The 26,314-nt window shown below is 71.6% G+C and carries 25 protein-coding genes; 12 read left to right on the top strand and 13 right to left on the bottom strand.

Translation table 11 applies throughout. From position 1 onward, the window contains the following. Positions 1 to 9: 9 nt before the first annotated feature. From OG714_RS45725 to OG714_RS45745, 5 genes are all read right to left on the bottom strand, one after another. Positions 10 to 984 (bottom strand): LLM class flavin-dependent oxidoreductase, encoded by a 975-nt coding sequence (locus OG714_RS45725; RefSeq protein WP_406130087.1) that lies wholly within the window; start codon positions 982 to 984, stop codon positions 10 to 12. Next, positions 981 to 3,398, bottom strand: a complete 2,418-nt coding sequence (locus tag OG714_RS45730) for a GNAT family N-acetyltransferase (RefSeq protein ID WP_406130089.1) — start codon at positions 3,396 to 3,398, stop codon at positions 981 to 983. The genes OG714_RS45725 and OG714_RS45730 overlap by 4 nt, the downstream gene beginning before the upstream one ends. A 14-nt stretch (positions 3,399 to 3,412) precedes the next feature. After that, entirely contained in the window at positions 3,413 to 4,492 is a 1,080-nt protein-coding gene (locus tag OG714_RS45735) for an amidohydrolase family protein (RefSeq protein ID WP_406130091.1), read from the bottom strand. 85 nt (positions 4,493 to 4,577) lie between these two features. Then, positions 4,578 to 5,543 (bottom strand): electron transfer flavoprotein subunit alpha/FixB family protein, encoded by a 966-nt coding sequence (locus OG714_RS45740; protein ID WP_406130092.1) that lies wholly within the window; start codon positions 5,541 to 5,543, stop codon positions 4,578 to 4,580. Positions 5,544 to 5,599: 56 nt separating this feature from the next. Continuing rightward, positions 5,600 to 6,361, bottom strand: coding sequence for an electron transfer flavoprotein subunit beta/FixA family protein (locus OG714_RS45745; RefSeq protein ID WP_406130094.1), 762 nt, complete (start codon positions 6,359 to 6,361; stop codon positions 5,600 to 5,602). Positions 6,362 to 6,524: 163 nt separating this feature from the next. Between OG714_RS45745 and OG714_RS45750 the strand changes: the two genes are divergently transcribed. The 7 genes from OG714_RS45750 to OG714_RS45780 are packed head-to-tail and all read left to right on the top strand — an operon-like array spanning position 6,525 to position 13,431. Beyond that, entirely contained in the window at positions 6,525 to 7,847 is a 1,323-nt protein-coding gene (locus tag OG714_RS45750; protein ID WP_406130096.1) for a phenylacetate--CoA ligase family protein, read from the top strand. Further along, positions 7,847 to 8,578 carry a hypothetical protein gene (locus tag OG714_RS45755; protein WP_406130098.1) on the top strand — a complete coding sequence of 244 codons (732 nt, stop codon included), beginning with the start codon at positions 7,847 to 7,849 and terminating at the stop codon, positions 8,576 to 8,578. The genes OG714_RS45750 and OG714_RS45755 overlap by 1 nt, the downstream gene beginning before the upstream one ends. 2 nt (positions 8,579 to 8,580) lie before the next feature. Continuing rightward, the gene (locus OG714_RS45760) at positions 8,581 to 9,492 is read left to right on the top strand and encodes an SDR family oxidoreductase (protein ID WP_406130100.1); all 912 of its coding nucleotides are present in this window, start codon (positions 8,581 to 8,583) and stop codon (positions 9,490 to 9,492) included. A 4-nt stretch (positions 9,493 to 9,496) separates the two neighbouring features. Next, positions 9,497 to 9,940 (top strand): Zn-ribbon domain-containing OB-fold protein, encoded by a 444-nt coding sequence (locus tag OG714_RS45765; RefSeq protein ID WP_406130102.1) that lies wholly within the window; start codon positions 9,497 to 9,499, stop codon positions 9,938 to 9,940. Further along, the gene (locus OG714_RS45770; protein WP_406130104.1) at positions 9,937 to 11,085 is read left to right on the top strand and encodes a thiolase family protein; all 1,149 of its coding nucleotides are present in this window, start codon (positions 9,937 to 9,939) and stop codon (positions 11,083 to 11,085) included. The genes OG714_RS45765 and OG714_RS45770 overlap by 4 nt, the downstream gene beginning before the upstream one ends. 13 nt (positions 11,086 to 11,098) lie before the next feature. Beyond that, a complete protein-coding gene (locus tag OG714_RS45775; RefSeq protein WP_406130106.1) occupies positions 11,099 to 12,319 on the top strand; it encodes an acyl-CoA dehydrogenase family protein in 1,221 nt (406 codons plus the stop codon). Beyond that, positions 12,316 to 13,431 (top strand): acyl-CoA dehydrogenase family protein, encoded by a 1,116-nt coding sequence (locus OG714_RS45780; RefSeq protein ID WP_406130108.1) that lies wholly within the window; start codon positions 12,316 to 12,318, stop codon positions 13,429 to 13,431. Before OG714_RS45775 ends, OG714_RS45780 begins: the two co-directional genes overlap by 4 nt. 67 nt (positions 13,432 to 13,498) lie before the next feature. Here the strand turns inward: OG714_RS45780 and OG714_RS45785 are convergent, their stop codons facing one another. The 6 genes from OG714_RS45785 to OG714_RS45810 are packed head-to-tail and all read right to left on the bottom strand — an operon-like array spanning position 13,499 to position 18,854. Further along, positions 13,499 to 14,656, bottom strand: coding sequence for an acyl-CoA dehydrogenase family protein (locus tag OG714_RS45785; protein ID WP_406130109.1), 1,158 nt, complete (start codon positions 14,654 to 14,656; stop codon positions 13,499 to 13,501). Positions 14,657 to 14,684: 28 nt separating this feature from the next. Then, positions 14,685 to 15,209: a DoxX family protein gene (locus OG714_RS45790; protein ID WP_406130110.1), complete on the bottom strand. Its 525-nt coding sequence runs from the start codon at positions 15,207 to 15,209 to the stop codon at positions 14,685 to 14,687. Beyond that, a complete protein-coding gene (locus OG714_RS45795) occupies positions 15,206 to 16,117 on the bottom strand; it encodes an SDR family NAD(P)-dependent oxidoreductase (RefSeq protein WP_406130112.1) in 912 nt (303 codons plus the stop codon). Before OG714_RS45795 ends, OG714_RS45790 begins: the two co-directional genes overlap by 4 nt. 3 nt (positions 16,118 to 16,120) lie before the next feature. Then, positions 16,121 to 17,287, bottom strand: coding sequence for a CaiB/BaiF CoA transferase family protein (locus OG714_RS45800; RefSeq protein ID WP_406130114.1), 1,167 nt, complete (start codon positions 17,285 to 17,287; stop codon positions 16,121 to 16,123). A 30-nt stretch (positions 17,288 to 17,317) separates the two neighbouring features. Further along, positions 17,318 to 18,097 (bottom strand): enoyl-CoA hydratase/isomerase family protein, encoded by a 780-nt coding sequence (locus tag OG714_RS45805; protein WP_406130116.1) that lies wholly within the window; start codon positions 18,095 to 18,097, stop codon positions 17,318 to 17,320. A 1-nt stretch (position 18,098) separates the two neighbouring features. After that, positions 18,099 to 18,854, bottom strand: coding sequence for an SDR family NAD(P)-dependent oxidoreductase (locus tag OG714_RS45810; protein WP_406130118.1), 756 nt, complete (start codon positions 18,852 to 18,854; stop codon positions 18,099 to 18,101). A gap of 85 nt (positions 18,855 to 18,939) precedes the next feature. Here OG714_RS45810 and OG714_RS45815 point away from each other — a divergent pair, with 85 nt between their 5' ends. From OG714_RS45815 to OG714_RS45835, 5 genes are all read left to right on the top strand, one after another. After that, entirely contained in the window at positions 18,940 to 20,082 is a 1,143-nt protein-coding gene (locus tag OG714_RS45815) for an acyl-CoA dehydrogenase family protein (RefSeq protein WP_406130120.1), read from the top strand. 166 nt (positions 20,083 to 20,248) lie between these two features. Further along, positions 20,249 to 21,823: an AMP-binding protein gene (locus OG714_RS45820; protein WP_406130122.1), complete on the top strand. Its 1,575-nt coding sequence runs from the start codon at positions 20,249 to 20,251 to the stop codon at positions 21,821 to 21,823. Between the two features lie 4 nt (positions 21,824 to 21,827). Then, positions 21,828 to 22,979 carry a thiolase family protein gene (locus OG714_RS45825; RefSeq protein WP_406130124.1) on the top strand — a complete coding sequence of 384 codons (1,152 nt, stop codon included), beginning with the start codon at positions 21,828 to 21,830 and terminating at the stop codon, positions 22,977 to 22,979. Next, positions 22,976 to 23,377 carry a Zn-ribbon domain-containing OB-fold protein gene (locus OG714_RS45830; protein WP_406130125.1) on the top strand — a complete coding sequence of 134 codons (402 nt, stop codon included), beginning with the start codon at positions 22,976 to 22,978 and terminating at the stop codon, positions 23,375 to 23,377. Before OG714_RS45825 ends, OG714_RS45830 begins: the two co-directional genes overlap by 4 nt. 5 nt (positions 23,378 to 23,382) lie before the next feature. Beyond that, positions 23,383 to 24,141: a FadR/GntR family transcriptional regulator gene (locus tag OG714_RS45835; RefSeq protein ID WP_406130127.1), complete on the top strand. Its 759-nt coding sequence runs from the start codon at positions 23,383 to 23,385 to the stop codon at positions 24,139 to 24,141. 7 nt (positions 24,142 to 24,148) lie between these two features. On the opposite strand, the gene OG714_RS45840 is transcribed toward OG714_RS45835, so the two are convergent. Both OG714_RS45840 and OG714_RS45845 read right to left on the bottom strand, forming a co-directional pair. Continuing rightward, positions 24,149 to 25,171 (bottom strand): LLM class F420-dependent oxidoreductase, encoded by a 1,023-nt coding sequence (locus OG714_RS45840; RefSeq protein WP_406130129.1) that lies wholly within the window; start codon positions 25,169 to 25,171, stop codon positions 24,149 to 24,151. Next, complete coding sequence (locus tag OG714_RS45845; RefSeq protein ID WP_406130131.1) at positions 25,168 to 26,310, bottom strand: acyl-CoA dehydrogenase family protein; 1,143 nt, start codon at positions 26,308 to 26,310, stop codon at positions 25,168 to 25,170. The genes OG714_RS45840 and OG714_RS45845 overlap by 4 nt, the downstream gene beginning before the upstream one ends. Between the last annotated feature and the right edge of the window lie 4 nt (positions 26,311 to 26,314).

Raw genomic sequence — 26,314 nt, forward strand, 5'->3', positions numbered from 1 at the left:
CTCCTCGGGTCAGACATCGGCAAGCAGCGGGCGCAACTTCCCGGCGATCAGCTGGACCTGGCGGGCGACCATCTCCTCGGGCATCCCGGCCAGCGAGGCCCACAGGAACACCCCTTCCACCGGCAACCCCGCCACGTACGCCTTGACGGCCTCGGCGACGTCCTGCGGGGTGCCGTACAGGAACTGACCGACACCGGACGCCCGCAGCCCCGTCTCCCGCCACTTCTCGGGGTCGATGGGGCGGGGCGCGGGCTGGTCGGTCCCCTCGACCATGTACCGGCGATAGCTGTCCCACTGGTACGCCAGGTGTTCGCGCACCACCGGCCAGTCGCCGTCGGGGTCCTCGGTCACGAACGTGGTGAACGAGCCCTGCATCCGGGCCGTCGACCCGTCGTAGCCACTCTCGGCGAGCCCCTCCCGGTACGGCGTCAGCAGGGCCGGGTTGAGGGACAGCAGCCCGGTGCCCAGCCGTCCGGCCCGGCGTGCGCCCTGCGGGCCCTGGTAGCCGAGCCAGATCGGCAGCGGGTCCTGGACCGGGCCGGGGGTGACCAGGGACTCGGACCACAGGCCGCGGATCTCCCGGACCCGCTGGTCCGTCGTGGAGTAGCGCTTGGCGAGGTCGGCGCCGTACAGCCGGTACTCGGGTACGCGGTAGCCGGTGCCGAGCCCGAGGTCCAGGCGGCCGTCGCTGATGATGTCGACGATCGCGGCCTGTTCGGCGATCTCGGGGGCCGCGTGCAGGGGCGCGGGGATGACGGCGGTGCCCAGCCGGACTCGGCGCGTGCGGGCCGCGGCCGCCGCCGCCATGGTGAGCGGCTGCGGGAGGTATCCGTCCTCGAAGCCGTGGTGTTCGGAGAACCAGACCGAGTCGAGGCCGAGCCGGTCCGCCTCCTCGCACATCTCCAGGGCGAACCCGTAGACGCGTGACCAACTCCGCTGCCAGGGCGGGGGATTGCGCATGTCGAAGTAGATGCCGACCTTCATGAGGGGACGCCTCTCCTTGTGTCGTCGGTGAGTTGGATCGTCGCGTGGGCCACGGCGACTCCGTCGCCCGGCGGCAGCAGCCGTACCGGACGCAGTTCCATCGACTCGATCTCGGGCAGGTCCTCGACCATCGCGGAGATCCGCAGGACGGTCTCTTCGAGGGCCGTCAGGTCCACGCCGGGGCCGCCCACCCGGCCGTCCAGCAGTGGTGCCGCCCGCAGCGAGCGGATCATCTCCCGGGCGTCGCGGTCGCTGAGCGGGGTGATCCGGTGGGCGACATCGGCCATGAGGTCGGCGTAGTCCCCGGTGAGACCGAACGCGATCACCGGGCCGAAGACGGGGTCCGCGCGGACGGAGAGGAACGCGTCCGGTCCAGGGGAGACCGCATCCCGTACGGGGATGCCGTAAGAGTCCAGCAGGTCCGCCGCTGTCCGCGCCGGGACGGTGCCGGGCGCGCACTCGGCGACCAGTGCGCGGGCCCGGTCCGGGTCGACTCCGGCGAGGTCCGGTATGACCCCTGCGGGGGTGCCGCGCCACGCCTGGTACGCCGCCGCGTGGCCGAGCGAGGCCGCCGCGGACTCGGGGAACGCGTAGGTCGGTACGACGAGTTCGCCCCGGTGCAGGAGATCGGCGACGCCCGCGCCGCCCAGGAAACTCGCGAGCACCGGCTTCCCGGGCGCGGCCTCCGCCGCGTCGAGGATCGCCGCCGCCACCTCGTCCGGCTTGTCCGCCAGCGGGGGCATGAAGAGGACCACGGCCGCGTCGATGCCGTCGTCGGCCAGGACGGCGTCCAGCGCCTGCCGGTAGTGCGCGGCCGTGGCCACGGGGGTGAGGTCGATCGGGTTGGCGACGTCCGCGCGGGGCGAGAGCGCCGTACGGAGGGTGTGACGTACGCGCTCATCGAGTGCGGGCACCCGCAGGCCGCTCGCCTCGCACGCGCCGACGGTCAGCGCGGCGGGACCGCCCGCGTTGGTGATCACGGCGACCCGGTTGCCCGGCGGGGGCGGCTGGTGGGCCAGCAGGAGTGCCACGTCGAAGAGTTCCTGGAGGCTGCGGGTGCGGATGACGCCGGACTGGGCGAAGAGCGAGTCGACCGCCGCGTCCGCGTGTCCCGGGTGCACCGCGACGATCGGCTTGCGCGGCGCGACCCGGCGCGCGATGCGGGCGAACCGGCGCGGATTGCCGAAGGTCTCGACGTGCAGCAGGACCACCGAGGTCTCGGGGTCCTCCTCCCACCACTGGAGCAGGTCGTTGGTGGAGACGTCCACCGCATGGCCCACCGACACGAACCCGGAGAAGCCGAGCCGCAGCCGCCGCGCGAAGTCGAGCACCGCGAGCCCGAGCGGCCCGGACTGGCTGGACATCGCGACCCGGCCCGGCACCGGCAGCGCGGGCGAGAAGGTCGCGGCCAGCCGGGCGGCGGGCGTCGTGTTCACCACGCCCATGCAGTTCGGGCCCACCAGCCGCATCCCGGAGGCACGGGCGAAGCGCGCCAGCTCCAGCTCGGTCGCCCGGCCTTCGACTCCCGTCTCCCCGAAGCCCGTTGAGACGACGACCACCGCCTTGACGCCGGCCTCCGCGCACTCTCGTACGACATCGGGCACCGCCTCCGCCCGTACGGCGACCAGCGCCAGGTCGGGCACCTCGGGCAGCTCCCGGACGCTCGGATACGCCCGTGTCCCCGCGACCTGTTCGGCCCGCGGATTGACCGGGAACACGGGGCCGCGGAAACCGCCCCGCAGCAGGTTGGCGACGATCTCGTGGCCGATCGTCAGGGGGCCGCGGTTCGCGCCGACCACCGCGACCGAGCGGGGTTCGAGCAGCGGTCGCAGGGAGCGCCGTACGGCCGTGTGCTCGCGGCGTTCGGCCCGGGCGACGGCCTGGGCCTGCGGGTCGACGGCGATCTCGAAGTGGACGATCTGACCGGGCGGCCCGGACTCGACCCGGAAGCCGGAGCCGAGGAACACGTTGATCATGCGGGTGTTGTCGGCGAGGACGTCGGCCTCCAGGACCCGGATGCCCCGGGCGCGGGCGGCAGCGGCGATGTGCTCCAGGAGCAGCCTGCCGAACCCCTCGCTCTGGTGGTCGTCGCGGATGGTGAAGGTGACCTCGGCGTGTTCCGGTTCCCCGGGATCGCGGACGTAGCGCACCAGGCCCGCGATCTCGTCACCGGACAGCGCGACGAGCGCCAGTTCGTTCAGGTAGTCCACGTGGGCGCCGCGCCGGATGACGTCGTCGCGGGCGCGGACCACCGGGCCGAGCGAGCGATAGGCCAGGGTCGCCCGGGACAGCCCGCCGACGAACGCGACCAGACGGTCGGCGTCCTCCGGCCGGACGGGCCGGACGAACGTCGACCGGCCGGTGCGCACGAGGCCCGGTCGTTCCAGATCCTCGGGATACGGCGGACTGCTCATCGGGGGGTCGCCGCTCAGACGGCCGCCTCCTGGGGAGTCTGCTCGGGCAGGCTGAACAGCTCGTCGAAGGTGCCGCGGGTGACGCGCTCGCGGATGTCGGCGGGCACGCCGTCGAACAGCTCGTGCAGGGTGGACTGGGTGTGGCCGTAGGTGCCTTCGAGGTGCGGGTAGTCGTCGCCCCACATCACGTTGCGGTAGCCCGTCGACTCGACGATCTCCACCGAGCTCTTGTCGTGCTGGAAGGAGGCGTACACCTGCTGCCTGATGATCTCGCTGGGCAGCCGGCTGAGCTTCGGCCGGACGAACATGCCGTGCTGACGGTAGGCCTCGTCCATCCGGTCGCCGATGGCCGGCACCCAGCCCGCGCCGCCCTCCGCGATCAGGATCTTCAGGTCGGGGTGCCGGTCCAGGGCGCCGCCCGCGACCATGTGGGACACGACGCGCATGCCCGGGTAGGTCGTCTCCATGTAGTTGACGACCGCGCCGCCTGGCCCGCGGAAGACGACGTTCTCGCCCCCCGTGCCGATGTGGAAGCCCAGCACCAGACCGGCCCGCTCGGCCGCCGTCCACAGCGGCTCCCAGCGGTCGAGGGCGTACTCCTCGCCCGGCCGCGTCTGGCACGGCAGGAACACCGACTGGAAGCCCATCTCCGCCACGCGCTCCACCTCGGCGACCGCGTCGTCGACGTCGGCGGTCGACACGCAGGCGGGGGTGATGATCCGCCGCTGCTTCCCGAGCACCTCGGAGTGCGCCCAGTCGTTCCAGGCCCGTACGGTCTCCCGGGCCAGCTCGCGGTCGGTGATCGACACCAGCCAGAACCCCATGGAGGGAAAGGCCAGTTGACCCCACACGCCCTCCTGGTCCAGGTCCTTGAGCCGGACCTGGAGGTCCCGGGCACCCGGCGGACGCATGGCGTCCATGAAGTCGTTGAGCTGGCGGTCGATGCGCTCGCCGTCGATGTACAGCACCTCGTACTTGTCGCCGCGCTCACTGCGCGGCGCCCGGTCGGCGAGGCGCGGCGGCAGCGCCTGCACCCACAGGTCGTCGGGCTCCATCACATGGGAGTCCCCGGAGTTGACCCAGATCTTCGTCATGGCGCTCCTTCGGGTCAATGGATGTAATCAGTTAGCGATTTTAGTGGTATCGGTCGCCAGGCGGAAGGCCGGGCGGGGACGGAGATCAGCTCCGCCGCCGCTCGATCTCCTCCACCAGCTGCGGGAGCACCTGGAAGAGATCCCCTACGACGCCGTAGTCGGCGAGTTCGAAGATCGGGGCGTCCGCGTCCTTGTTGACGGCGACGATGGTCTTGGAGGTCTGCATGCCCGCGCGGTGCTGGATCGCCCCGGAGATGCCGGCCGCGAGATAGAGCTGCGGGGAGACCTGGGTGCCGGTCTGGCCGACCTGGTGGCTGTGCGGGTACCAGCCCGCGTCGACGGCGGCCCGGGACGCCCCGACCGCCGCGCCCAGGGCGTCGGCGACGCGCTCGATGACGGCGAAGTTCTCGGCGCCGTTCACGCCCCGGCCACCGGAGACGACGATGTCGGCCTCGGCCAGCTCAGGGCGGTCGCCGCGCTCGCGGGGGGTGCTGGACAGGACCCGCACGGCGGCCGAGGCCGGGCCGAAGACCACGTCCCACTTCTCCAACTCGGGTGTGACGGGGGCTGGTTCGGGTGCGGTGGCGTTCGGCTTCACCGTGATCACCGGAGCGCCGTGGGTGACGTGCGCCGTCACCTGGTACGTCGCCGCGAACGCGGACTGCTCGGTCACCGGGCGGCCGTCCGCGCCCGCCGTGATGTCGACGGCGTCCGTGATCAGCCCCGACCCCAGCCGGAGCGCGACCCGGGCGGCGGTCTCCTTGCCGTCCGGGCCCGACGGCAGCAGGATCGCCGCCGGGGTGGTGCTCTCCGCGATCTGTGCGAGGGCGTCGACGGCCGGAGTGACGAGGAACTCCTCGACCTCGGGCGCGTCCACGACGTACACCTTGTGAGCGCCGTACCGGCCGAGGGTCTCGGCCGCGCTGTCCGCGCCGGAGCCGAGGAAGACGGCCGACGGTTCGCCCAACCGGCGGGCCAGGGTGAGGAGTTCGAGGGTCGGCTTGCGGACGGTGCCGTCCAGGTGATCGACGAGTACGAGGATCTCGGCCACGGTGCTGGGCTCCTTGGGGCGGTCAGGCGAACGTGTCGGTCGGACGAACGGGTCGGTCAGGCGAACTTCTTGGCGGTGAGGAACGCGGCCAGTCCGATGCCGCCCGTCCCGTCGTCGGAGACGAGTTCTCCCTTGGTGCGCGGCGGACGCCTGGTCGCGGTGTCCACCGCCGACCGCGCGGCCGTACGGCCGACCTGCCCGGCGTCGATCCCGAGGTCGGCGAGGCCGAGGGTCTCCAGGGGCTTCTTCTTCGCGGCCATGATCCCCTTGAAGGAGGGGTACCGGGCGTCGCCGGAACGGTCGGTCACCGACACGACGGCCGGCAGGCCGCTGTGGACCCGCACGGTCGCGGTGTGGCCCTCGCGCCGGCCGGTCACCGTGCCGTCCTCGACGGTCAGTTCCTCGATGTGGGTGACGGCCGGGACGCCGAGCCGTTCCGCGAGCAGCGCCGGTACGACGCCCGCGCCGCCGTCCGTCGACGCCATCCCGCACAGCACGAGATCGAAGCCGTGCCGTGCGATCGCCCCGGCCAGCACGAGCGAGGTGGCGAAGACGTCACTGCCCTCGATGTCCTCGTCGGCCACGTGCACCGCCGAGTCGCCGCCCATGGCGAGCGCCTTGCGCAGCGCGTCCTTCGCGTCGTCCGGGCCGACGGTGAGGTAGCAGATCTCCATGTCCGGGCCCGACTCAGCGATCCGCAGGGCCTGTTCGACCGCGTACTCGTCGAGTTCGGACAGCAGCGAGTCGACCGACGCGCGGTCGGTGGTGCCGTCCTCGGTGAAGGTGCGGTCCGCCGTGGCGTCGGGCACGTGCTTCACGCAGACAACGATCTTCACATCGCCCTCCCGGAGCTCTAATGAGTGCTAATAGTTAACTATATGAATCGAGCGAGCGTGAGACTTCCCCGAGATTCAGTCGAATTAGTTGACTGATTGCGCTGATAGCTGGAAGATCTGGGCAGCTGAGCCGCGAGGAGGCGTCATGGCCGGGGACAGGGACACCGCTGACAGGTACTTCGAGCCACAGGTGGAGACCATGGCCAGGGACCAGCTGCGGGCACGGCAGGAAGAACGGGTGGTGGAACTCGTCGAGTACGCCTACGCCAACTCCGCCTTCTACCAAGCGCTTTGGGACGAGCACGGGGTGCACCCGCGCGACGTCCGCACCCTGGACGACTTCCGGGCCCGCATCCCGTTCATCACCAAGGACATGGTCCGCGCCCACCGGGCCCGCACCGGCGACCCCTTCGGCGGACTGCTCTGCGTCCCGGCCGAGGAACTGACCTCCGTCTCCTCCAGCTCGGGCACCACCGGCGATCCGGAGTTCTTCGCCGAGATCTGGGAGGGCGCGCCGCCGCTGGTCACCGCGCAGGTGCGTGACCTGTGGGAACTCGGCCTCAGGCCCGGGGACCGGGTGCTGAGCCCGCCCGGCACCTTCCGCAACCTGATGGACGCCGGCTTCCAGGCGCTGGGCGCGGTGGTCATCGAGGTGGACACCTGGATGGGGAACATGCCCGAGGTCGTCGAGGCCCTGCGCACCTACCGCCCCGCCTACCTCCAGATGATGTATCCGCAGATGGTGGAGCTGGAGCACCTGGCCGGCACGACGGACCTCAAGGAGGCGTTCTCCTCCCTCAAGGGCGCCTCCTGCGCCGGCCAGCCCCTCAGCCGGAAGATGCGCGAGCGGATCCGCGAGGACTGGGGCATCGACGTCTACGAGTACACCAGCGCCGCCGACACCGGCACCGCCTGGGAGTGCCGCGAACACGACGGCTTCCACCTCTGGGAGGACACCGTCTTCGCGGAGTGCGTCGAGGTCGACGAGCACGGCTGGCGCGACGCGGCGGAGGGCGACCTCGGCGAACTGGTCGCCACCGATCTCGACAACCGGGCCGCGCCGCTGATCCGCTACCGCAGCGAGGACCTCGTCCGCCTCTCCCGCGACCGCTGTGGCTGCGGACGCACCCACGCCCGGATGTGGGTGGCCGGCCGACGCGGCGACGAGACCCTGGTCCAGGGGCGTTCCGTGGTCCTGCGCGACATCTGGCAGGCGGTCGAGGACCAGCCCGAGACCGTGGCGGGCGTCTTCCAGATCGTCCGCGCCGGACGCGAGGTCGACGAACTGCGCCTGCGCGTCGGCTACGACCCCCGTCTCACCGGCGACGTCGACGCCCTGGCCGGACGGCTGGGCGAGGCCGTGCGGGAGCGGACCGGCGTCAAGCCGGTGCTCGACATGCGCACCGAGGAGGACCTGTTGAAGACCATGACCAGCGTCGCCAAGTTCCCCCGGGTGGTGAAGAGTTGATGGCCCGCGCCGACACCCTCGCCCGGGCCCGCACCCTCGACCGGCCCGAACTCGCCTACCTCGTACGCTTCCCCACCGCCGACGGCATCCGGGACATGGAACTGACCTGGACGGAACTCGCCCGCGACACCGACTGGGTCACCGCCCGGTTCCGGGACCACGGACTCGCCGCCGGACAGCGGGCGTTGCTGACCACCTCCGGCTTCGAGGGCTTCTGGGGCCACGCGGTGATCGGCGCCCTGGGCACCCTGAAGGTGACCTACGGCATCGCCGAGGCGATGGGCTGGGACCACCGAAGGACCGCGGTCTTCCACCGCGAACTCGACCCGCACGCGGTCATCGGCCTGTCGGCCGAGACCCTGGAGGGGCTGGCCGGTGCGGCCGACGTCGGTGAGATGTTCCGGACGACGCCGGCCGTACTGGCCCGGCCCGCCGCCGTACCGGTGCTGCGCGGGGTGGGCGTGTCCGCCGCCCTGATCGCGACCGTGGGACCGGCCCTCGCGCTGGAGTGCCCCGAGCGCGGCGGCGCACACGTCAACGCGGCCGAGTGGCGGGTCGGCGCGCGGGACGGACAACTGTCCGTGGCAGCGGGGGAAGCGCGCACCTCGGAGCTTCCCGAGACCCCGCTCGGCATCGCCGGACGCGTACTCACCGGCCGCTGCGCCTGTGGCAGCGAGGACCCGCGGGTCCTCTTCGCCGAGGCCAACCAGTCACCGTCATCGAGGAGTTGAGGATGTCCGAAGGAGTGGTCGACGGCCGGGTCGTGGTCGTCACCGGCGCAGGCAACGGGATCGGCCGGGCACACGCCCTGGCGTTCGCCGCCCACGGCGCGAAGGTCGTCGTCAACGACCTGGGCGGCGGACGCGACGGCGGAGGCGCCTCGGCCGGGCCCGCCCAGACCGTGGTCGACGAGATCGTCGCGGCCGGCGGCGAGGCGGTGGCCAACACGGACGACATCTCCGCCTGGGACGGCGCCGGCCGACTCGTCCGGCAGGCTGTCGACACCTACGGCGGCCTGGACGTGCTGGTCAACAACGCCGGCATCCTGCGGGACCGGATGATCGTGTCGATGACCGAGCGGGACTGGGACAGCGTGATCGCCGTCCACCTCAAGGGCAGCTTCGCCACCCTGCACCACGCCGCCGCGTACTGGCGCGAGCGCGCCAAGTCCGGTCACGACAACGACGCCCGGGTGATCAACACGACCTCCCCGTCCGGCATCTTCGGCAACCCCGGCCAGTCCAACTACGGCTCGGCCAAGGCCGGCATCGCGAGCCTCACCGTCATCGCGGCCGCCGAACTCGCCCGCTACGGCGTGACGGTGAACGCCATCGCGCCCACCGCGCTCACCCGGCTGACCGAGGACATCGAGATGATGAGACAGGCCGCCGAGGCCCAGGACCTCACCCCCGAAGCCATCTCCCCGCTCGTGGTGTGGCTCGGCTCGGCCGCCTCGCGCGAGGTCACCGGCCGGGTCTTCGGCGTCGTCGGCAACCGCATCACGGTCCTGGAGGGCTGGGTCAACGGCCCCGGCGCGAGCGCGGAGTCGCGCTGGACGCCGGAGGAACTGACCTCGGTCGTCCCCAACCTGGTGGCCAAGGCGGCTCCGAACGCCGACGCCCTGGGCAACCGGAACGGGGCGTGAGGACATGACGACCACTCAAATACCAGTCGCCGAGGGCCTGTTCACCTGGCCACCGGACGAGAGCACACCGCTTCGGCTCATCGGCTCCGAGTGCACGGGCTGCGGACTGGTGAACTTCCCCGCCGCCTCGGACTGCGTCCGGTGCGCGAGCACGGAGTCCAAGGAACGGCTCCTGGCGGACCGCGGGACGCTCTGGACGTACACCACCCAGGACTTCCGCCCGCCGTCCCCGCCGTACGACGGCCCCGAGGCCTTCGAGCCGTACGCGGTCGGCTACATCGAACTCCCCGGCGAACTGCTGGTCGAGGCCCGCCTCACCGAACCCGACCCGGACAAGCTGCGGATCGGGCAGGAGATGCGGCTGACCCTCGTGCCCTACACCGTGCGGGACGACGGCACCGAGGTCATGACGTTCGCGTTCGGCCCCGACGAGGAGGAGACACCGTGACCGAGGCCGTCATCATCGGCGTGGGGCTCCACCCCTTCGGCCGGTTCCCGGGGAAGCCCGCACTGGACATGGGCGCGGACGCGGTACGGCTCGCGCTCGCCGACGCCGGCGTCAACTGGCCGCAGATCCAGGGCGGTTACATCGGCAGCTACGAGGTCGCCAACCCGGACGCGATCGTCGCCCGGCTCGGCCTGACCGGCGTACCCCTGCGTGGAGTGTTCAACGGCTGCGCCACGGCCGGTACGGCGGTTGCGCTGGCCGCCCGCGCCATCGAGACCGGAGAGCACGACCTGGCCATCGCGATCGGCCTGGACAAGCACCCGCGCGGCGCGTTCGCCGCCGACCCGTCCGTGGCCGGCATCCCCTCCTGGTACGGGCAGACCGGCCTCTTCCTCACCACGCACTTCTTCGGCATGAAGATCAACCGCTATATGCACGACCACGGCATCTCCCACGAGACCCTCGCGCGCGTCGCGGCCAAGAACTTCGGCAACGCGGTCCGGAACGAGAAGGCCTGGCGCCGAACTCCCTTGTCCGTGGGAGAGATTCTGGCCTCGCCCGTGCTCAACCACCCCCTCCGCCAGTACATGTACTGCGGCCCGGACGAAGGAGCGGCGGCCCTCGTGCTGTGCCGGGCCGACCAGGCCCACAAGTACACCGGGAAGCCCGTACGGATCCGGTCCACCGCCCTGCGCAGCCGCCGGCTCGGCGCCTTCGAGGTGCAGAGCCCGTCCTTCCCGGTCGGGGAGGTCGTCGCGAGCCCGACCGTGGACGCCTCGCGGGAGGCCTACGAGCGCGCGGGCATCGGCCCCGAGGACGTCGACGTCGCCCAACTCCAGGACACCGACGCCGGATCGGAGGTCATCCACATGGCCGAGAACGGCCTCTGCAAGGACGGTGAGCAGGAACGCCTCATCGCCGAGGGAGCCACCGAGATCGGCGGCAGACTCCCGGTCAACACCGACGGCGGACTCCTCGGCAACGGCGAACCGATCGGCGCGTCCGGACTGCGTCAGATCCACGAGATCGTCCTCCAGCTGCGCGGCACGGCGGGAGACCGGCAGATCCCCGGCACGCCACACGTCGGCTACACCCACCTGTACGGCGCGCCGGGCGTGTCGGCGGTCACGATCCTGAGCACCTGAGGGCAGAGCGGACATGGCAGACGACATGCAGGACTTCGCGGCCGAGGCGCGCGCCTTCCTCGACGCCCACGCGGCCAAGGCCCCCGACCGCACCGCCCTCGTCTGGGGCGAGGGCGACGACTCGATGGCGTACTTCAGCAGCCTCCCGCCCGAGGCGGAACGGGAGCACGTACAGCGGGCACGCGACTGGCAGCGCGTCCGCCACGAGAACGGCTTCGGCTGGATCACCGGCCCGGTGGAGTACGGCGGCCGGGGCCTGACCCCCGTCCACGACCTGCTCTACGACGCCGTCGAGTCCGAGTACGACGTCGCCGACACCGGCGTGCTCAGTGTGATCGGCCTCGGCATGATCGGACCGACGATCCTCGCCCACGCCCAACCGGCCGTCAAGGAAGGGTGGTTGACCGCGATGTACCGCGGGGACGCCATCGCCTGCCAACTGTTCAGCGAACCCGGCGCGGGCTCCGACCTGGCGAGCGTCGCCACCCGGGCGGTACGGGAGGGCGACGACTGGGTGCTGAACGGCCAGAAGGTGTGGACCTCGGTCGCCCAGCACAGCCAGATCGGCCTCGCCCTCACCCGCACGAACCCGGACGCGCCCAAGCACCGGGGGATCACGGCCTTCCTGGTCCCCATGGACGCCCCCGGCGTCGAGGTCAGGCCGCTGCGGCAGATGACCGGCGGCGCGGACTTCAACGAGGTCTTCCTCACCGACGTCCGCGTCCCCGACGACCACCGGCTCGGCGAGGTCGACGGCGGCTGGTCGGTCGCCCTGACCACTCTGATGAACGAGCGCGCGACCGTCGGCAGCGAGGGCGTGGGCCCGGTGGCCGCCGCGCTGTCCCCGGATCACCTCTCGGCCCTGATGCGCGCCACCTGGACCTGGGACGACCGCGCCCTGCGCGCCCGGCTCGCGGAACTCCTCGTGGACGCCCTCGCCACCCGGCACCTCAACACCCGCGCCCTGCGCACGCTGCGCGCCGGCGGCACACCGGGCCCCGAGATGTCCGTTTCGAAGCTGATGTACGGCCAGAACCTCACCCGCGCCGCACACTTCGTGTCCGACGTGCTCGGGCCCCGGATCATCGCCGACACCGGGCAGTGGGGCACGTACGCCTGGTCCGAACTCCTCCTCGCCACCCCGGCGTTGCGCATCCTCGGCGGCACCGAGGAGATCATGAAGAACATCCTCGCGGAACGCGTCCTCGGACTGCCCAAGGAGGTGCGGTCATGACCGCCGACGAGACCGGACTGCGCGAACTGCGCTCCTCTGTACGGGAGTTCCTGGAGGCGAAGTCGCCCGAGGAAGCCGTGCGCAAGCTCATGGAGAGCGAGCAGCGCTTCGACCCGGCGGTGTGGGCGCAGGCGGCCGAACAACTGCGGCTGCCGGGCCTGGTGATCCCGGAGGAGTACGGCGGTGACGGCTTCGGCCTCGTCGAACTCGGCGTCGTACTGGAGGAGATGGGCCGCGCCCTGCTGTGCGCCCCCTTCTTCGCGACCGTCGTGCTCGCGGCCCAGGCACTGCTCGCCTCCGGTGACCGGGAGGCCTGCGCACGTCACCTCCCCGGCATCGCGGCCGGCCGGACGACGGCCGCCCTCGCGGTGGCCGAGGACAGCGGATCCTGGGACCCCGCGCTGATCTCCGCACGGGCCGTGCCGGACGGGGACGGCGGCTGGAAGCTGAGCGGCCGTAAGTCCTTCGTCATCGACGGCACGACCGCCGACCTGCTCCTTGTCGTCGCCCGCACCGTCGCCGGCCCCTCGCTCTTCGCCGTGGACCGGGACGCCATGGGGCTGTCGGCCGTACCGATGGAGACCCTGGACGCGACCCGGGCGATGGCCCGGCTGACCTTCGACGCGGTGCCCGCGACGCTCGTCGGCACGGACGGGGCGGCCGGGCGCACCATGGCGAAGGTCCTGGACGTCGCGTCGGTCGCACTCGCCGCCGAGCAGTCGGGCGGGGCCCGCAGGTGCCTGGAGGCGAGCGCCGAACACGCCCGTACCCGGCACCAGTTCGGCCGGCCGATCGGCTCCTTCCAGGCGGTCAAGCACAAGTGCGCGGACATGCTCGTCCAGGTGGAACTGGCCGAGGCCGCCTCGCGGGAGGCGGCGCGACTGGCCGACGAGGGCTCCGCGGAGTTCCCCGTCGCCGCGGCCGTGGCGCACGCCTGCTGCTCACGGGCGTACATGTTCGCGGCCATGGAGAACATCCAGGTCCACGGCGGCATCGGCTTCACCTGGGAGCACCCGGCGCATCTGTACTTCCGGCGCGCCAAGTCCTCGCAACTGCTGTTCGGCGGGCCCGCCGTCTACCACGAGCGGCTGCTCGACCGGCTCGGGATCTGAGGAGACCACGAAGACGAGGAAGGCCCCGGGGCGGTGGCCCCGGGGCCTTCCTCGTCTTCGGTGCCGGTCAGCCCCGGGCCGCCTCGCCCAGCAGCGCCTTCGCGATGATGACCTGCTGGATCTGGCTCGTGCCCTCGTAGATGCGGAAGAGGCGGGCGTCGCGGTAGAAGCGCTCGACGGCCACCCCGCGCATGTAGCCCGCGCCGCCGTGGACCTGGACCGCGCGGTCCGCGACCCGCCACACCATCTCGCTGGCGAAGTACTTCGTGCAGGACGGACCGATCTTGGTGTCCGTACCGGCGTCGAACGCGCGGGCGGCTTCCAGGACCGTGGCGCGGCCGGCGTAGTAGTCGGTCATCGAGTCGGCGATCAGGCCCTGGACGAGCTGGAAGGAGCCGATGAGCTTCCCGGACTGGCGGCGGGTGCGGGCGTACTCCACGGACTCGTCGACCAGCCGCTCGGCCATGCCCACGCACAGGGACGAGATGTGCACGCGGCCGTGCGCGATGCAGCCCATCGCCGTGCCGAAGCCCCGGTTCAGCCCGGCCGCGCCGCCGACGAGGGCGGAGGCCGGTACGCGGACGTCGTCGAAGTACACGTCCGCGGTCCAGGCGCCGAACTGGCCCATCTTGTGGTCCTTGGGAGCCACGGTGAGGCCCGGGGTGCCGGCCGGGACCAGGAAGGTGGAGATGCCGCGGGTGCGCGGGGCGTCGGGGTCCGTGCGGGCGAAGACCATGAAGACGTCGGCGAGCGGGGCGTTGGTGATGTACCGCTTGGCTCCGTTGATCACCCAGTCGTCGCCGTCCAGGTGTGCCCTGGTGGTCAGGGTCGAGGGGTCGGAACCCGCCTCCGCCTCGGTGAGCGCGAACGACGCCAGGACGTCGCCCGAGGCGATCCTCGGCAGCCAGTCCGCCTTCTGCTCCTCGGTGCCGCCGACCATCAGGACGTGCCCGGCGATGCCGTTGTTGGTCCCGAACATCGAGCGCAGGGACGGCGTGGTGTACCCCAGCTCGAACATCAACTGGGCCTCCTCGTACATCGACAGCCCCAGCCCGCCGTACTCCTCGGGCAGCGCGAAGCCGAACAGGCCCATCTTCTTGGCCGCCTCGCGGATCTCCGCGGGCATCTCGTCCTTCTCGTCGATCTCCGCCTCCAGCGGTACGACGCGCTCGCGCACGAAGCGCCGGACCTCGGACAGCACCGCGCTGAAGTCAGCCGCGTCCATGTCGACTCCCTTGTAGCCCTAAGTGATCTCAGTCAGCTGTTTCTGTCTCGTCCGGCTTCCGCTCCGGCCGGTAGCACACGGCAAGCAGCGCTGCGGCGCTCGCCGTGCCGACCCCCAGGGCCAGCAACGCGGGCCCCGCGCCCGCGCGTTGGCGGCGCAGCACCCCGTCCAGCGAGTACCTGCCGGGGCCCAGTGCCGCCAGGGCGACGGCCGCGCCGCCCACGACACCGACGTACTCCCAGCCGCCCTTGAAGACGAAGAATCCCTTGCCCCGATGGTCTGTACGGGCCGCCACGGTCATCAGACCGACGGCCGCCGCCGCCGGGAGGGGGTTGGCCGCGCCCAGCGCGATGCCCACGCCGGCTGCCATCTCCGTCCCGGCCGCCATACGGGCGTGGACCTCGGCCGGGCGCAGTCCGAGCGACTCGAACCAGCCGGTCGTGCCCTTGAGCCCGCCCGGTCCCGCGACCTTGTTCCAGCCGTGCGCGAAGAGCATCGGGCCGAGCGTCGCGCGCAGGACGAGCGCGGCGACGTCGTGGCCCCGTGCCCTCACTGGCCGACTCCGGTGGCTCGTCCCGCGGGCGCGACACCGTACAACCGCGGTACGGCGTCCACGAGTTCGTCGTAGGTGAGCGCCTGTCCCGACTCGCTGGGGTGGACGCCGGCGACGGTCCAGCCCTGGAGCCGGTTCAGCCGGTTGCCCTCGATGCGCAGGACCTGGCCGGTCAGCCAGGCCGCGCTGTCGGAGGCCAGGTAGACGACGACGCCCGAGGCGTTGGCGGGGTCGCGCGGGTCGAAACCGTCGACGGCCCGCAGTGACTCACCGACGGACAGGCCGTCCGTCATCCGGGTGGCCGCGATCGGCGAGATGGCGTTCGCGGTGACACCGTACTTGCGCATCTCCAGGGCGGTGAGGACGGTGAGCCCGGCTATCCCGGCCTTCGCCGCACCGTAGTTGGACTGCCCCTGGTTCCCGAACAGGCCTGTCCCGGACGTCGTGTTGATGACGCGGCCGGTGACGCGTTCCCCCCGCTTCGACGCCTCGCGCCAGTACGCGCACGCGTGCCGGGTGAGCGCGAAGGTGCCCTTGAGATGGACCGCGATCACGGCGTCGAACTCGGCCTCGGTCATCGAGAACAGCATGCGGTCGCGCACGATCCCCGCGTTGTTCACGACGATGTCGAGGCGCCCGAACTCCGCGACCGTGTCCGCGACCAGGGTCTCGGTCGCCGCCCAGTCCGTCACCGACGCGTGGTTGGCGACCGCCTGCCCGCCGAGCTTGGTGATCTCGGCGACCACCTCGTCGGCGGGGGAGTCGCCGGTGCTCTCGCCGTGCACGCCGGAGCCGAGGTCGTTCACCACCACGGTCGCGCCGGCCTCGGCCAGCGCCAGGCAGTGTGCCCGGCCAAGACCGCGGCCACCGCCGGTCACGACGGCGACCTTGTCGTCGAGGATGCCCACCTGCTACCTCCCGGTTGTGTCGAGTTCGCGGAGTACGTCGTCGGTGTGCTCGCCGAGCGTCGGCGCACCGCTGCGTGGCTTGTCGTCAACACCCCAGAAACTGACGGGTGTCGCCACGGTCCGCAGTGGGGGCGCGTCACCCATGCCGGGTTGTTCGACGAACGCGCCGACCGCCTCGGCCTGCGGATCGGCCGACACCTCGGCCAGGGTCTGCACCGGCGCCCACCACACACCCTCGGCGTCGAACCGCTCCGCCCACTCGTCGAGTGGCCTGCTCGCGAACTCCTCGTCGAACACGGCGATCAACTCGCGTACGTGTGAACGTCGTTCCTTGCCGGTGGCGAACCGCTCGTCCGTCTCCAGGTCCTCCCGACCCAGCGCCTTGACGACGCCGGGCCAGTGCCGGTTGCCCTCCAGGCCGACCAGCCAGAACCAGCGGTCGTCGGCGGCCCGGTAGGAGTTGTAGAGCGGGGACTCGTGTTCGGTGCGGTGCCGGGTACGGCCGCGCCTGCCGAAGAAGTTCTGCAGGGCCAGGTCGTTCCCGTTGGCGTACGTGCCGGAGCGGAGCAGCGACACGTCCACCACGCCGCCCTCGCCCGTGCGTTCGCGGCGCAGCAGCGCGGCGAGCACGCCCGCCACCAGGTTCGCCGCGGCCGTACGGTCGCCAAGTCCCGGCCGGATTCCGGGCGGTGGCTCGCCGGCGGGGTTCAGCATGGCGGCGATGCCGGGCCGGGCCCAGAAGGCGGAGACGTCGTACCCCGCGCGGTCGCGCTCGGCGCCCGTCCAGCCGTAGCCGGTCAACGTGCCGACGACCAGGCGGGGATGGCGGGCGCGCAGCTCGTCCGGGGCCAGGCCCAGGCGTTCCAGCGCGCCGGGGCGGAGGTTGGTGACGAAGACGTCGGCGCGTTCCAACAGCCGTTCCAGTACGCCCTTTCCGTCCTCCGAGCGCAGGTCGAGGACGATCCCGCGCTTGCCGCGGTTGTCGGTCTCGAACGGGGGCGCGCTGTCGATGTCCTGGCCGACGTGCCGCAGCGTGTAGCGGTTGGGATCGCCGGTCGGCGCCTCCACCTTCACCACGTCCGCGCCCCAGTCCGCGAGCATGGTGGCCGCGGCCGGAGCCGCCACCCACATGCCCAGCTCGACGACCGAAATGCCTTCCAGTGGCCGCATGGCCCACCTCCCTGTCTCTCGGTACGCCCGCTACTTGCCCTGGAAGTCGCCGGGACGGCGCTCCCGGAAGGCCTTCAGTCCCTCGACCCGGTCGTCGGTGGAGAACAGCACCGAGACGGTCTCGCGCTCGTAGGAGATCGCCGCCTCCAGGTCCATCCCGAGGCCGTAGTCGATCAGCCGCTTGCCCGCCGCGAGGGCCAGCGGGGCCCCGGCCGTCAGCGCGGCGGCGAGCGCCTCGGCGACGCCCAACGCCTCTCCGGGCTCGGCGAGTTCGTTGACCAGTCCGAGCGCGTGCGCCCGTTCCGCGTCGATCGGTTCGCCGGTGAGGATCATCTGCTTGGCGATCGCGGGCGGGATCAGCCGCGGCAGCCGCTGTGTGCCGCCCGCGCCCGGCAGGACGCCGAGCTTCATCTCGGGCAGGCCGAGCCGCGCGCCCCGCTCCGCGACCCGCAGGTCACAGGCGAGCGCGAGTTCGAGACCGCCGCCGAAGGCGAACCCGTGGACGGCCGCGACCGAGGGCTTGGGGAAGTCCTCCAACAGCGCGTACGCGTCGGTCAGCCGCTGGACGAAGGAGTGGAACTGCCGGGGCGCGGTGAACGACTCGATCTCACCGATGTCGGCCCCGGCCGAGAAGGCCCGGCCCGCCCCTGCCACGACCAGGGCGCGCACGTCGTCGTTGTCGCGCAGCTCGCCCAGCGCCCGGGTGAGCCGGTCCACGGTCCCGGAGCCGATCGCGTTGAGCTGCCCCGGCCGGTCGAGGGTCAACACGGCGATCCGGTCCCGGAGTTCGACACGCAGCACGGTGTCCACCTCAGACCATCGTGAGTCCGCCGCTGACCGAGAGCGTCTGCCCGGTCATGTAGGCGGCGTCGTCGGACGCGAGGAAGGCCACCACACCGGCGATGTCGGCGGGCTGGGCGACGCGGCGCAGCGGGATCGCCCGCACGGTCGCGTCGTACATCTTCTGGCTGTACTCGGCGACCTGCCCGAGCAGCGCGGTGTCGGTGGGCCCCGGGCAGACGCTGTTCACGGTGATGCCGTGCCGGGCCACCTCGCGGGCCAGGGCCTTGCCGAAGGCGATGACACCGCCCTTCGTCGCGGAGTACACGACCTCGCCGGACGAGCCGACCCGGCCGGCGTCCGAGGCGATGTGGACGATCCGGCCGCCGCCCCGCTCGATCATCGGGTCGAGGACGGCCCGGGTCATCGTGATCGTCCCGCGCAGATTGACGGCGATGATCCGGTCCCAGGTCTCCTCGGGGCTGTCGACGAACCGGCCGATGACGTCCACGGCCGCGTTGTTCACCAGGACGTCCACCGGGCCGAGTTCGGCGGTCACCCGGTCCACGGCCGTGCGTACGGCCGCGCTGTCGGAGATGTCCGCGCCGACGCCCGTGGCCCGTACGCCGTACCGCTCCGCGAGCAGGCCCGCGACCTTGCCGGCCGCCTCGGCGTCCAGGTCGCAGACGGCGACCGCGGCCCCCTGGGCGGCGAGTCGGCCGGCGATCGCCTCGCCGATGCCGCGGCCCGCTCCGGTGACGAGTGCCACCTTGTCCCGTACGCTCACGCGCCCTCCCTCGCCCGGTTGCCGATACAGCGCTATCGTATAACTACTTCAGCTAAATAAGCGAGATGCCTGAGCGGAGTCGAGTATGCGCCGAACGATCTTCACCGAGGAGCACGAGCTGTTCCGGGAGACCGCCCGCTCCTACTACCTGCGGGAATGCGCTCCGTACGCCGAGCAGTGGGAGCGGGACGGACAGGTGAGCCGGGCCGCGTGGGCGGCGGCGGGCAAGGCCGGGCTCATCGGCTGGCAGTTCCCGGAGGAGTACGGCGGCCAGGGGATCTGGGACTTCCGCTACAACGCCGTCATGGCCGAGGAGATGGCGGCCACCAGCTCGGTCGGCATCGGGCTCGGGCTCCAGAACGACGTCATCCCGCCCTATCTGACGCACCTCACCACCCTTGAACAGAAGGCCCATTGGCTGCCCGGAGTGACGAGCGGCGAGACGATCTGCGCGCTCGCGCTGTCCGAGCCGGCCGCCGGATCCGACCTCAAGGCCATCCGCACCACCGCCCGCCGGGACGGTGACGAGTGGGTCATCGACGGCTCCAAGACCTTCATCACCAACGGCATCCTGGCCGACCTGGTGATCGTCGCCTGCAAGACCGACCCCGGCGCCGGGCACAGGGGAATCAGCCTGATCGTCGTCGAGCGGGACACGGAGGGCTTCGAGCGCGGGCGCAAGCTGGACAAGGTCGGGATGAAGGCGCAGGACACCGCCGAACTCTTCTTCCACGAGGTCCGCGTCCCCGCCGAGAACCTCATCGGGCAGGAGAACCGCGGTTTCTACCACATGATGGGCAACCTCCCGACCGAGCGCCTCGCCATCGCCGTCTCCTCGCTGGCGGCCGCCGAGCGGGCGTACGAGCTGGCGCTGGACTACGCCAGGACGCGGACGGCGTTCGGGCAGCCGATCGGGGAGTTCCAGGCCAACCGCTTCGCGCTCGCCGACATCAAGGCCAAGCTGGGCGCCGCCCGCGTCTACGTCGACGGCTGCATCATGGCGCTGTTCCAGGGGGAGTTGACGCCCGAGGAGGCCGCGGCGGCCAAGTACTGGACCTCGGAGACCGGCTGGCAGATCATCGACCGCTGCATGCAGCTGTTCGGCGGCTACGGCTACGTCAACGAGTACGAGATCGCCCGGATCTGGCGCGACAGCCGGGTGCAGCGGGTGTTCGGCGGGACCTCGGAGATCATGCAGGAGATCATCGGGCGCTCGCTGGGGCTGTGAGCCCGCACGGCCTCCCGGCGGGCTGTGAGCCCGCACAGCGATGCGTGCGCCACGCATTGACTACCTTGGATAAATAGGTTAGCTATTTAAGCTGGATGAAGGGTGCCGGTGTCGGCCGCGACCGACCGCCGCCTTCCGAACTTCCGAAGCCCTGGGAGCCAAGAGCATGCATTCCGCCCGCCGCCTGACGTTCGGCGACATCATCCGTGAGCACCGCAGGTCCTTCCCCGACGGCATCGCCCTCGTCGACGGCGAACTCCGCCTGACCTGGCCGCAGCTGGACGAACGCACCAACCGCCTCGCCCAGGCCCTCACGGCCGCCGGGGTCGGCCCCGGTGACCGCGTCCTGTGGCTGGGCCAGAACTCCTTCCGCATCTGGGAGCTGCTCGGCGCCGCCGCGAAGATCGGTGCCATGGTCTGTCCCGGCTACTGGCGCTGGGCCGCCCCCGAAATGGCGTTCGCCGTCGAGGACTTCGACCCCAAGGTCGTGGTCTGGCAGGACGAGGAGATCGGCGACACGGTCGGCAAGGCGCGGGCCGAACTGGGCAGCGACCACCGGGCGTTGTGGCTGCGGCACGACACCGAGGGCGCCGACTCCTACGAGGCCTTCCTGGCCTCGGGTTCGACCGAGGACCCGGCCGTCGACGTCGACCCGGACTCCGCGCTCCTGGTCATCTACACCGCGGCGATCTCCGGCCGCCAGTCCGGCTCGATGCTCTCGCACCGCAGCCTCCTCGCCATGGGAGCGAGCGCCGCCTGGATGGGGGACATCGGCACCGAGACCGCCTTCCTCGGCGCCGGACCGATGTTCCACATCGGCAACTACCAGTTCTGGGGCGTCCCGGCCTTCGTGCACGGCGGCAAGAACGTCGTCATCCGCCGGGTCGTCGCCGAGGAACTGCTCCCGCTGCTGGCGGCGGAGCGGTGCACGCACGCGTACCTGATGCCCCCGACGATCGCCCAACTCGTCGCCCTCAACAGGGAAGCGGGCCACGACCTCTCGCACCTGCGGGCCAGCGTCGCCGCCCCCCTGTGGCAGGGCACGGTCCCCACCGACACCAGCCGCTTCACCAGCAACGGCGGCGGCGAGGGCCGCGGCTACGGCCAGACCGAGGTGACCGGCTTCGCCGTGACCGGCGCCTACGGCGGCTCGGGCACCGGCAACGCGGGACGGCCAGGCCCCTTCACCGCCGTACGCGTCCTCGACAGCACCGGCACGGAGCGCGCGGTCGGCGAGGCGGGCGAGATCTGCGTCCGCGGCGACCTCGTGCACCTCGGCTACTGGAACCGGCCCGAGATCAACGAGGAGCGTTTCCGCTTCGGTTGGTGGCACACCACCGACCTAGGCCGGCGCGAACCGGACGGCACGATCAGCTTCCTCGGCACCACGACCCGCATGCTCAAGTCGGCGGCCGAGAACATCTTCCCGGCCGAGGTGGAGAACTGCGTCGAGTCGCACCCGGCGGTGAAGGAGGCCGCCGTGATCGGCGTCCCGAACGAGCGGTGGGCGCAGGACGTCAAAGCGGTCGTCGTCCTCCATCCGGACGCCGAACCGGTCACGGCCGCGGACGTCATCGAGCACTGCCGGGCCCGGATCGCCTCGTACAAGAAGCCGAAGACGGTGGAGTTCGTCGAGTCGCTGCCGCGCACCAAGGACTTCGGCAAGGACTACGAGGCGCTCGACGAACGCTTCGGCGGGGGCGGCTACCCCGGCGGCGACCAGCTCGGCGCGGGGCGGTGACGCCGTGACCGACCGCCAGCCCGTCGTCGTCGGCGTACACGCCACCGAACAGGCACTGTCCCTCCCGCACCGCGACGCGATGGGCCTCGCCCTCGAAGCGGTGCGCGGCGCGATCGAGGACGCCGGGCTGACCCCGGCGGACGTCGACGGCGCCCAGGTCGACTGGCCCGGTCCGGGTGGCGTACCCGGCGAGGGCAGCTCCTGGGCGCGGATGCTCGGTCGGGACCTGCGCTGGACCAGCGACTCCATGCTCGACAACGCCGGCTCGCGGGGCCTGCTGAAGGCGGCCGCGGCCGTACGGGCCGGGCTCGCCGACACCGTCGTGGTCGGCGGCTGCAAGCTGGTCTCGCGCGGTACGGGTCCCGTCGGCGCCGGGGTGCCGCTGGAGTTCGCCGACGTCTGGGGCAGCTACGTCGTCGCCCAGTTCGCGCTGGTGGCGGCCCGGCACATGCACGAGTACGGGACGACCTCCCAGCAACTCGCCGAGGTCGCCGCCACGATCCGCAACAACGGCAGCACCAACCCGGAGGCGATGATGTACGGCCGCGGCCCGTACACCGCCGACGACGTGCTCGCCTCCCGCATGGTGGCCACGCCGTTCCACCTGCTGGACTGCTGCATCGTCGGCGAGGGCGGTGCCGCCCTCGTGGTGACCACCGCCGAACGGGCCCGGGACCTGCCCCACCCGCCCGTCGCCGTGCTCGGCGGCGGCATGGAGTACCACCAGGCCGCGTACGCCAACCCCGCGTTGTACCGGGAGGTCGGCCAACTCGGCCGGGACGCGGCCGGCCGCGCGTACGCCATGGCGGGCATCGGCCCGCAGGACGTGGACGTCTTCTCCCTCTACGACCCCAACTCCTTCGAGATCATCCGGCAGTTGGAGATCCTCGGGCTGTGCGGCGAGGGCGAAGGAGGGCCGCTGGCGGCCGGCGGTGCCATCGCCGTCGGCGGCAAGCACCCCGTCAATCCCGACGGCGGCTGCCTGGCCTACGCGTGGAACGGAACCCAGCAGATGACCCTCAAAGTCGTCGAAGCCGTACGGCAGTTGCGCGGCACCGCGGTCCACCAGGTCGAGGGCGCGGAACTGGCGGTCGTCGGCAACGCGGGCTCCGGTGCGCAGCACTACGAGATGAGCGTGCTGGGGAGGATGCGATGAGCCGCCCCGTGCCCGTGCCCACCGCGCTGTCCCAGCCGTTCTGGGACGCGGCCCGCCGCGGTGACCTGGTCGTCCCGAACTGTCCGGCCTGCGGGCTGCGCTTCCTCGTGCCCGAACCCGCCTGCCCCGGCTGCATGTCGGCGGACTGGCGGTACGTGCCCAGCGCCGGCCGGGGCACTGTCTACTCGGTGACCGTGGTCCACCGCGCACCCGGGCCCGGCTTCGAGACGCCGTTCGCGCTGGCCGTGATCGACCTGGACGAGGGCGGCACCCTGCTGTCCCACGTCGACGCGGGAGACCCGGACGACGTCGTCATGGGCATGCGGGTGCGCGTGGACTTCCGGCCCCTCACCGACGAGATCACCCTGCCGTACTTCGGGCCGGTCCCAGGCGACTGAAGGAGATGGATGCCGTGGCGAACACGCCGGTGAGGGTCCCCAAGATGGCCGAGCTGGTGGCGGCACAGCTGCGCCGCAAGATCGTGCGCGGGGAACTGGCCGAGGGAGAGGCGCTGCCCGCCGAGACGGCCCTGATGGCGGAGTTCGCCGTCTCCCGGCCGACCCTGCGCGAGGCGTTCCGGGTACTGGAGTCGGAGTCGCTGATCAGCGTGCGCCGGGGCGCCCGGGGCGGGGCACGGGTGCAGGTCCCGGAGGGCACGGTCGCCGCCCGCTACGCGGGAGTTGTTCTTGAGTACCGCGGTACGACCCTCAAGGACGTCTACGACGCCCGTACGGTCATCGAGGCGCCGTGCGCCGGTCTGCTGGCCCAGCGCCGCACCGACCGGGATCTGGAGCGGCTGCGGGCCTCCGTCGCCGAGGCGGAGGGGCTCATGGACGACCCCTCCGCCTTCATCCGTGCCCACATGGAGTTCCACGCCCTCGTCGTCGAACTCGCGGGCAACGAGACGCTGAGCGTTCTCAACGGCATGGTCCGGCACATCATCGACCAGGCGAACTGGTCCCACGTCGACCTCGACGCCGGCAGCGCCGAGAACATCCGGGCCAACCGCCGCGGCTTCCGCGCCCACGGCGCGCTCGTCGAACTGGTCGCCGGGCGCCGCACCGAGGCCGCCGAGGAGCTGTGGCGCCTCCATCTCCAGGAGGCCGAGGACTATCTGCTGCAGAGCAGGTCCATGACGACGGTCCTGGACCTGCTCGGCTGACGAACCGTCAACTGCCGTGCAGCTCCTGCACGATCGGCTCCCACACCTCGGCGTCGATCTCGTACGCGGTGTAGAAGGACACCCGGTCGACCAGACTCCCGTAGCGGCGCCTGATCTCGCCCGCCACCCGATCCGGTTCCGCGACGACCGCGAAGGTGTGCAGGACCTCGTCGTCGACGAGGCCACCCATCGCCTCCCACTTGTCCTCGCGGGACGACTTCGACAGCGCGTTCAGCTCGTCGCCGAGTTCGCCCCAGCCGTGCAGTTCCAGGACGCCGCGATACGCGGGCGTGCTGCCGTAGAAGGCGATCTGGCGGCGGGTGCCGTCGATCGCGCGGGCGAGTTCCTCCTCGGTGCGGCCGGTCGCGGTGAGCAGGAGATGGGAGACGGAGAAGTCGTCGCGCGTGCGACCGGACCGTTCGAGGCCCGACTCGACGGTCGGGAGGGTGACTTCGCGCAGGTACCGCTCGGTGGTGAAGCCGTGTGCCAGGAGCCCGTCGGCGACCTCGCCCGCCACCCGGGTCATCGCCTCGCCGACCGCGGCCACGAAGACCTTGGGGGCGCCGCCGGGAGCGGGCGGGGGAGAGAAGAAGGGGGACATGAGCGTGTGCGTGTAGAAGTCGCCGCGGAAGTCGAGCTTCTCGCCCTCGTTCCAGGCGGCCCAGATCGCGTGCAGCGCGCTCACGTACTCCCGCATGCGGGCGGCGGGGCGGCTCCACGGCATCGAGAAACGCCGCTCGATGTGCGGTTTGATCTGACTGCCCAGGCCGAGCGAGAAGCGCCCGCCGGAGTAGGTCTGCAAGTCGTGTGCGGTGTAGGCGAGTTGCATGGGGGAGCGGGCGAACGCCACCGCGATCGCCGTGCCGACCTCCAGCCGGTCGGTGTGCTCGGCCGCGAGCAGCAGCGGCAGGAACGGGTCGTGTTTCGACTCCGAGGCCCACAGGCCGTCGTAGCCCGCCTTCTCGTGGTGCCGGGCCTCCTCCACAACCTCGGCGGTACCCCACACGCTCAGTTTTCCGTCGACCTTCATGCCGTTCCCTCCGCTGTGACCGCGTCCAGCCCGATGTGCCGCGCGAGCAGTTCGCGGTGGAACGCCGGGTCCCCGAACAGGAGTTGTGACGTCTTGGCCCGCTTCAGATACAGGTGGGCCGGGTGCTCCCAGGTGAAGCCGATGCCGCCGTGGACCTGGATGTTCTGTTCCGTCGCCTGCACGCAGGCGTCCGAGCAGAACGCCTTGGCCAGACTCGCCACCGCGGGCAGTCCCGGGTCCTCGCTCTCGGCGGCGAGCAGCGCGAAGTGCGCGGCGGCACGCGCCGATTCGACTTCGAGGAGGACGTCGGCGAGCAGGTGCTTCACGGCCTGGAAGGAGCCGATGGGCCGCCCGAACTGGTGCCGCACCTTGGCGTACTCCACCGCCATGTCCAGCGCGCGGGAGGCCACTCCGACCTGCTCGGCGGCGAGCGCCACCACGGCCCGGTCGAGCACCTGCGAGACGAGGTCCCAGCCGTCTCCGTGCGTACGCAGCCGGGTCGCCGGTACGTCGTCGTAGTCGAGCCGGGCCTGTCGGCGGGTCGGGTCCATCGTGGGCAGGGCGACACGGGTCAGTCCCGTCGCGTCGCCTTCCACGCAGAACACGCCGATCCCGTCCTCGGCTCTCGCCACGGTGAGGACGACATCGGCCGTGGCGCCGTCGAGGACGAACGTCTTGTATCCGGTGAGCAGCCAACACCCGCCAGATTCTCGGGCGTCGAGCCGGATTCCGGTCGCATCCCAGCGGGCGGAGTCCTCGGTCAGGGCCAGCGTCCCGACCAGTTCACCGGAGGCGTGCCCCGGCAGCAGACGCTTGCGGGCGTCCTCGTCGTCGCAGCGCAGCAGCGTGGTCGTCGCCAGTACGGCCGAGGAGAGGAAGGGCGTGCACACCAGCGCCCGTCCCAACTCCTCCATGACCACGCCCACTTCGACAGGACCGCACCCGGCACCGCCGTACTCCTCGGGGACGGCCAGCCCCTGGAGGCCGAGCTCCGTCCCCATCCGGCGCCACAGCGCCCGGTCGAAGCCCCCCGGCGTCTCCATCAGCCGCCGTGTCTCGGTCTCGGGCGAGGTGTCCGCGAGGAACGCCCGTACCGTGCGCCTTAGTTCCTCCTGCTCGTCACTGAACGCGAAGTCCATGCCG

Origin of the sequence: Streptomyces sp. NBC_00989 (assembly GCF_045162655.1) — a bacterium.
Taxonomy (GTDB): domain Bacteria; phylum Actinomycetota; class Actinomycetes; order Streptomycetales; family Streptomycetaceae; genus Streptomyces.

Excerpts from the sequence above, each read along its gene's own strand:
- OG714_RS45830 (WP_406130125.1), top strand. The coding sequence starts at position 22,976 with ATGAGCCGCCCCGTGCCCGTGCCCACCGCGCTGTCCCAGCCGTTCTGG.
- OG714_RS45845 (WP_406130131.1), bottom strand. The coding sequence starts at position 26,310 with ATGGACTTCGCGTTCAGTGACGAGCAGGAGGAACTAAGGCGCACGGTA.
- OG714_RS45800 (WP_406130114.1), bottom strand. The coding sequence starts at position 17,287 with ATGCGGCCACTGGAAGGCATTTCGGTCGTCGAGCTGGGCATGTGGGTG.
- OG714_RS45775 (WP_406130106.1), top strand. The coding sequence starts at position 11,099 with ATGGCAGACGACATGCAGGACTTCGCGGCCGAGGCGCGCGCCTTCCTC.
- OG714_RS45840 (WP_406130129.1), bottom strand. The coding sequence starts at position 25,171 with ATGAAGGTCGACGGAAAACTGAGCGTGTGGGGTACCGCCGAGGTTGTG.
- OG714_RS45750 (WP_406130096.1), top strand. The coding sequence starts at position 6,525 with ATGGCCGGGGACAGGGACACCGCTGACAGGTACTTCGAGCCACAGGTG.
- OG714_RS45755 (WP_406130098.1), top strand. The coding sequence starts at position 7,847 with ATGGCCCGCGCCGACACCCTCGCCCGGGCCCGCACCCTCGACCGGCCC.
- OG714_RS45815 (WP_406130120.1), top strand. The coding sequence starts at position 18,940 with ATGCGCCGAACGATCTTCACCGAGGAGCACGAGCTGTTCCGGGAGACC.
- OG714_RS45730 (WP_406130089.1), bottom strand. The coding sequence starts at position 3,398 with ATGAGCAGTCCGCCGTATCCCGAGGATCTGGAACGACCGGGCCTCGTG.
- OG714_RS45760 (WP_406130100.1), top strand. The coding sequence starts at position 8,581 with ATGTCCGAAGGAGTGGTCGACGGCCGGGTCGTGGTCGTCACCGGCGCA.
- OG714_RS45835 (WP_406130127.1), top strand. The coding sequence starts at position 23,383 with ATGGATGCCGTGGCGAACACGCCGGTGAGGGTCCCCAAGATGGCCGAG.
- OG714_RS45765 (WP_406130102.1), top strand. The coding sequence starts at position 9,497 with ATGACGACCACTCAAATACCAGTCGCCGAGGGCCTGTTCACCTGGCCA.
- OG714_RS45780 (WP_406130108.1), top strand. The coding sequence starts at position 12,316 with ATGACCGCCGACGAGACCGGACTGCGCGAACTGCGCTCCTCTGTACGG.
- OG714_RS45785 (WP_406130109.1), bottom strand. The coding sequence starts at position 14,656 with ATGGACGCGGCTGACTTCAGCGCGGTGCTGTCCGAGGTCCGGCGCTTC.
- OG714_RS45820 (WP_406130122.1), top strand. The coding sequence starts at position 20,249 with ATGCATTCCGCCCGCCGCCTGACGTTCGGCGACATCATCCGTGAGCAC.
- OG714_RS45725 (WP_406130087.1), bottom strand. The coding sequence starts at position 984 with ATGAAGGTCGGCATCTACTTCGACATGCGCAATCCCCCGCCCTGGCAG.
- OG714_RS45735 (WP_406130091.1), bottom strand. The coding sequence starts at position 4,492 with ATGACGAAGATCTGGGTCAACTCCGGGGACTCCCATGTGATGGAGCCC.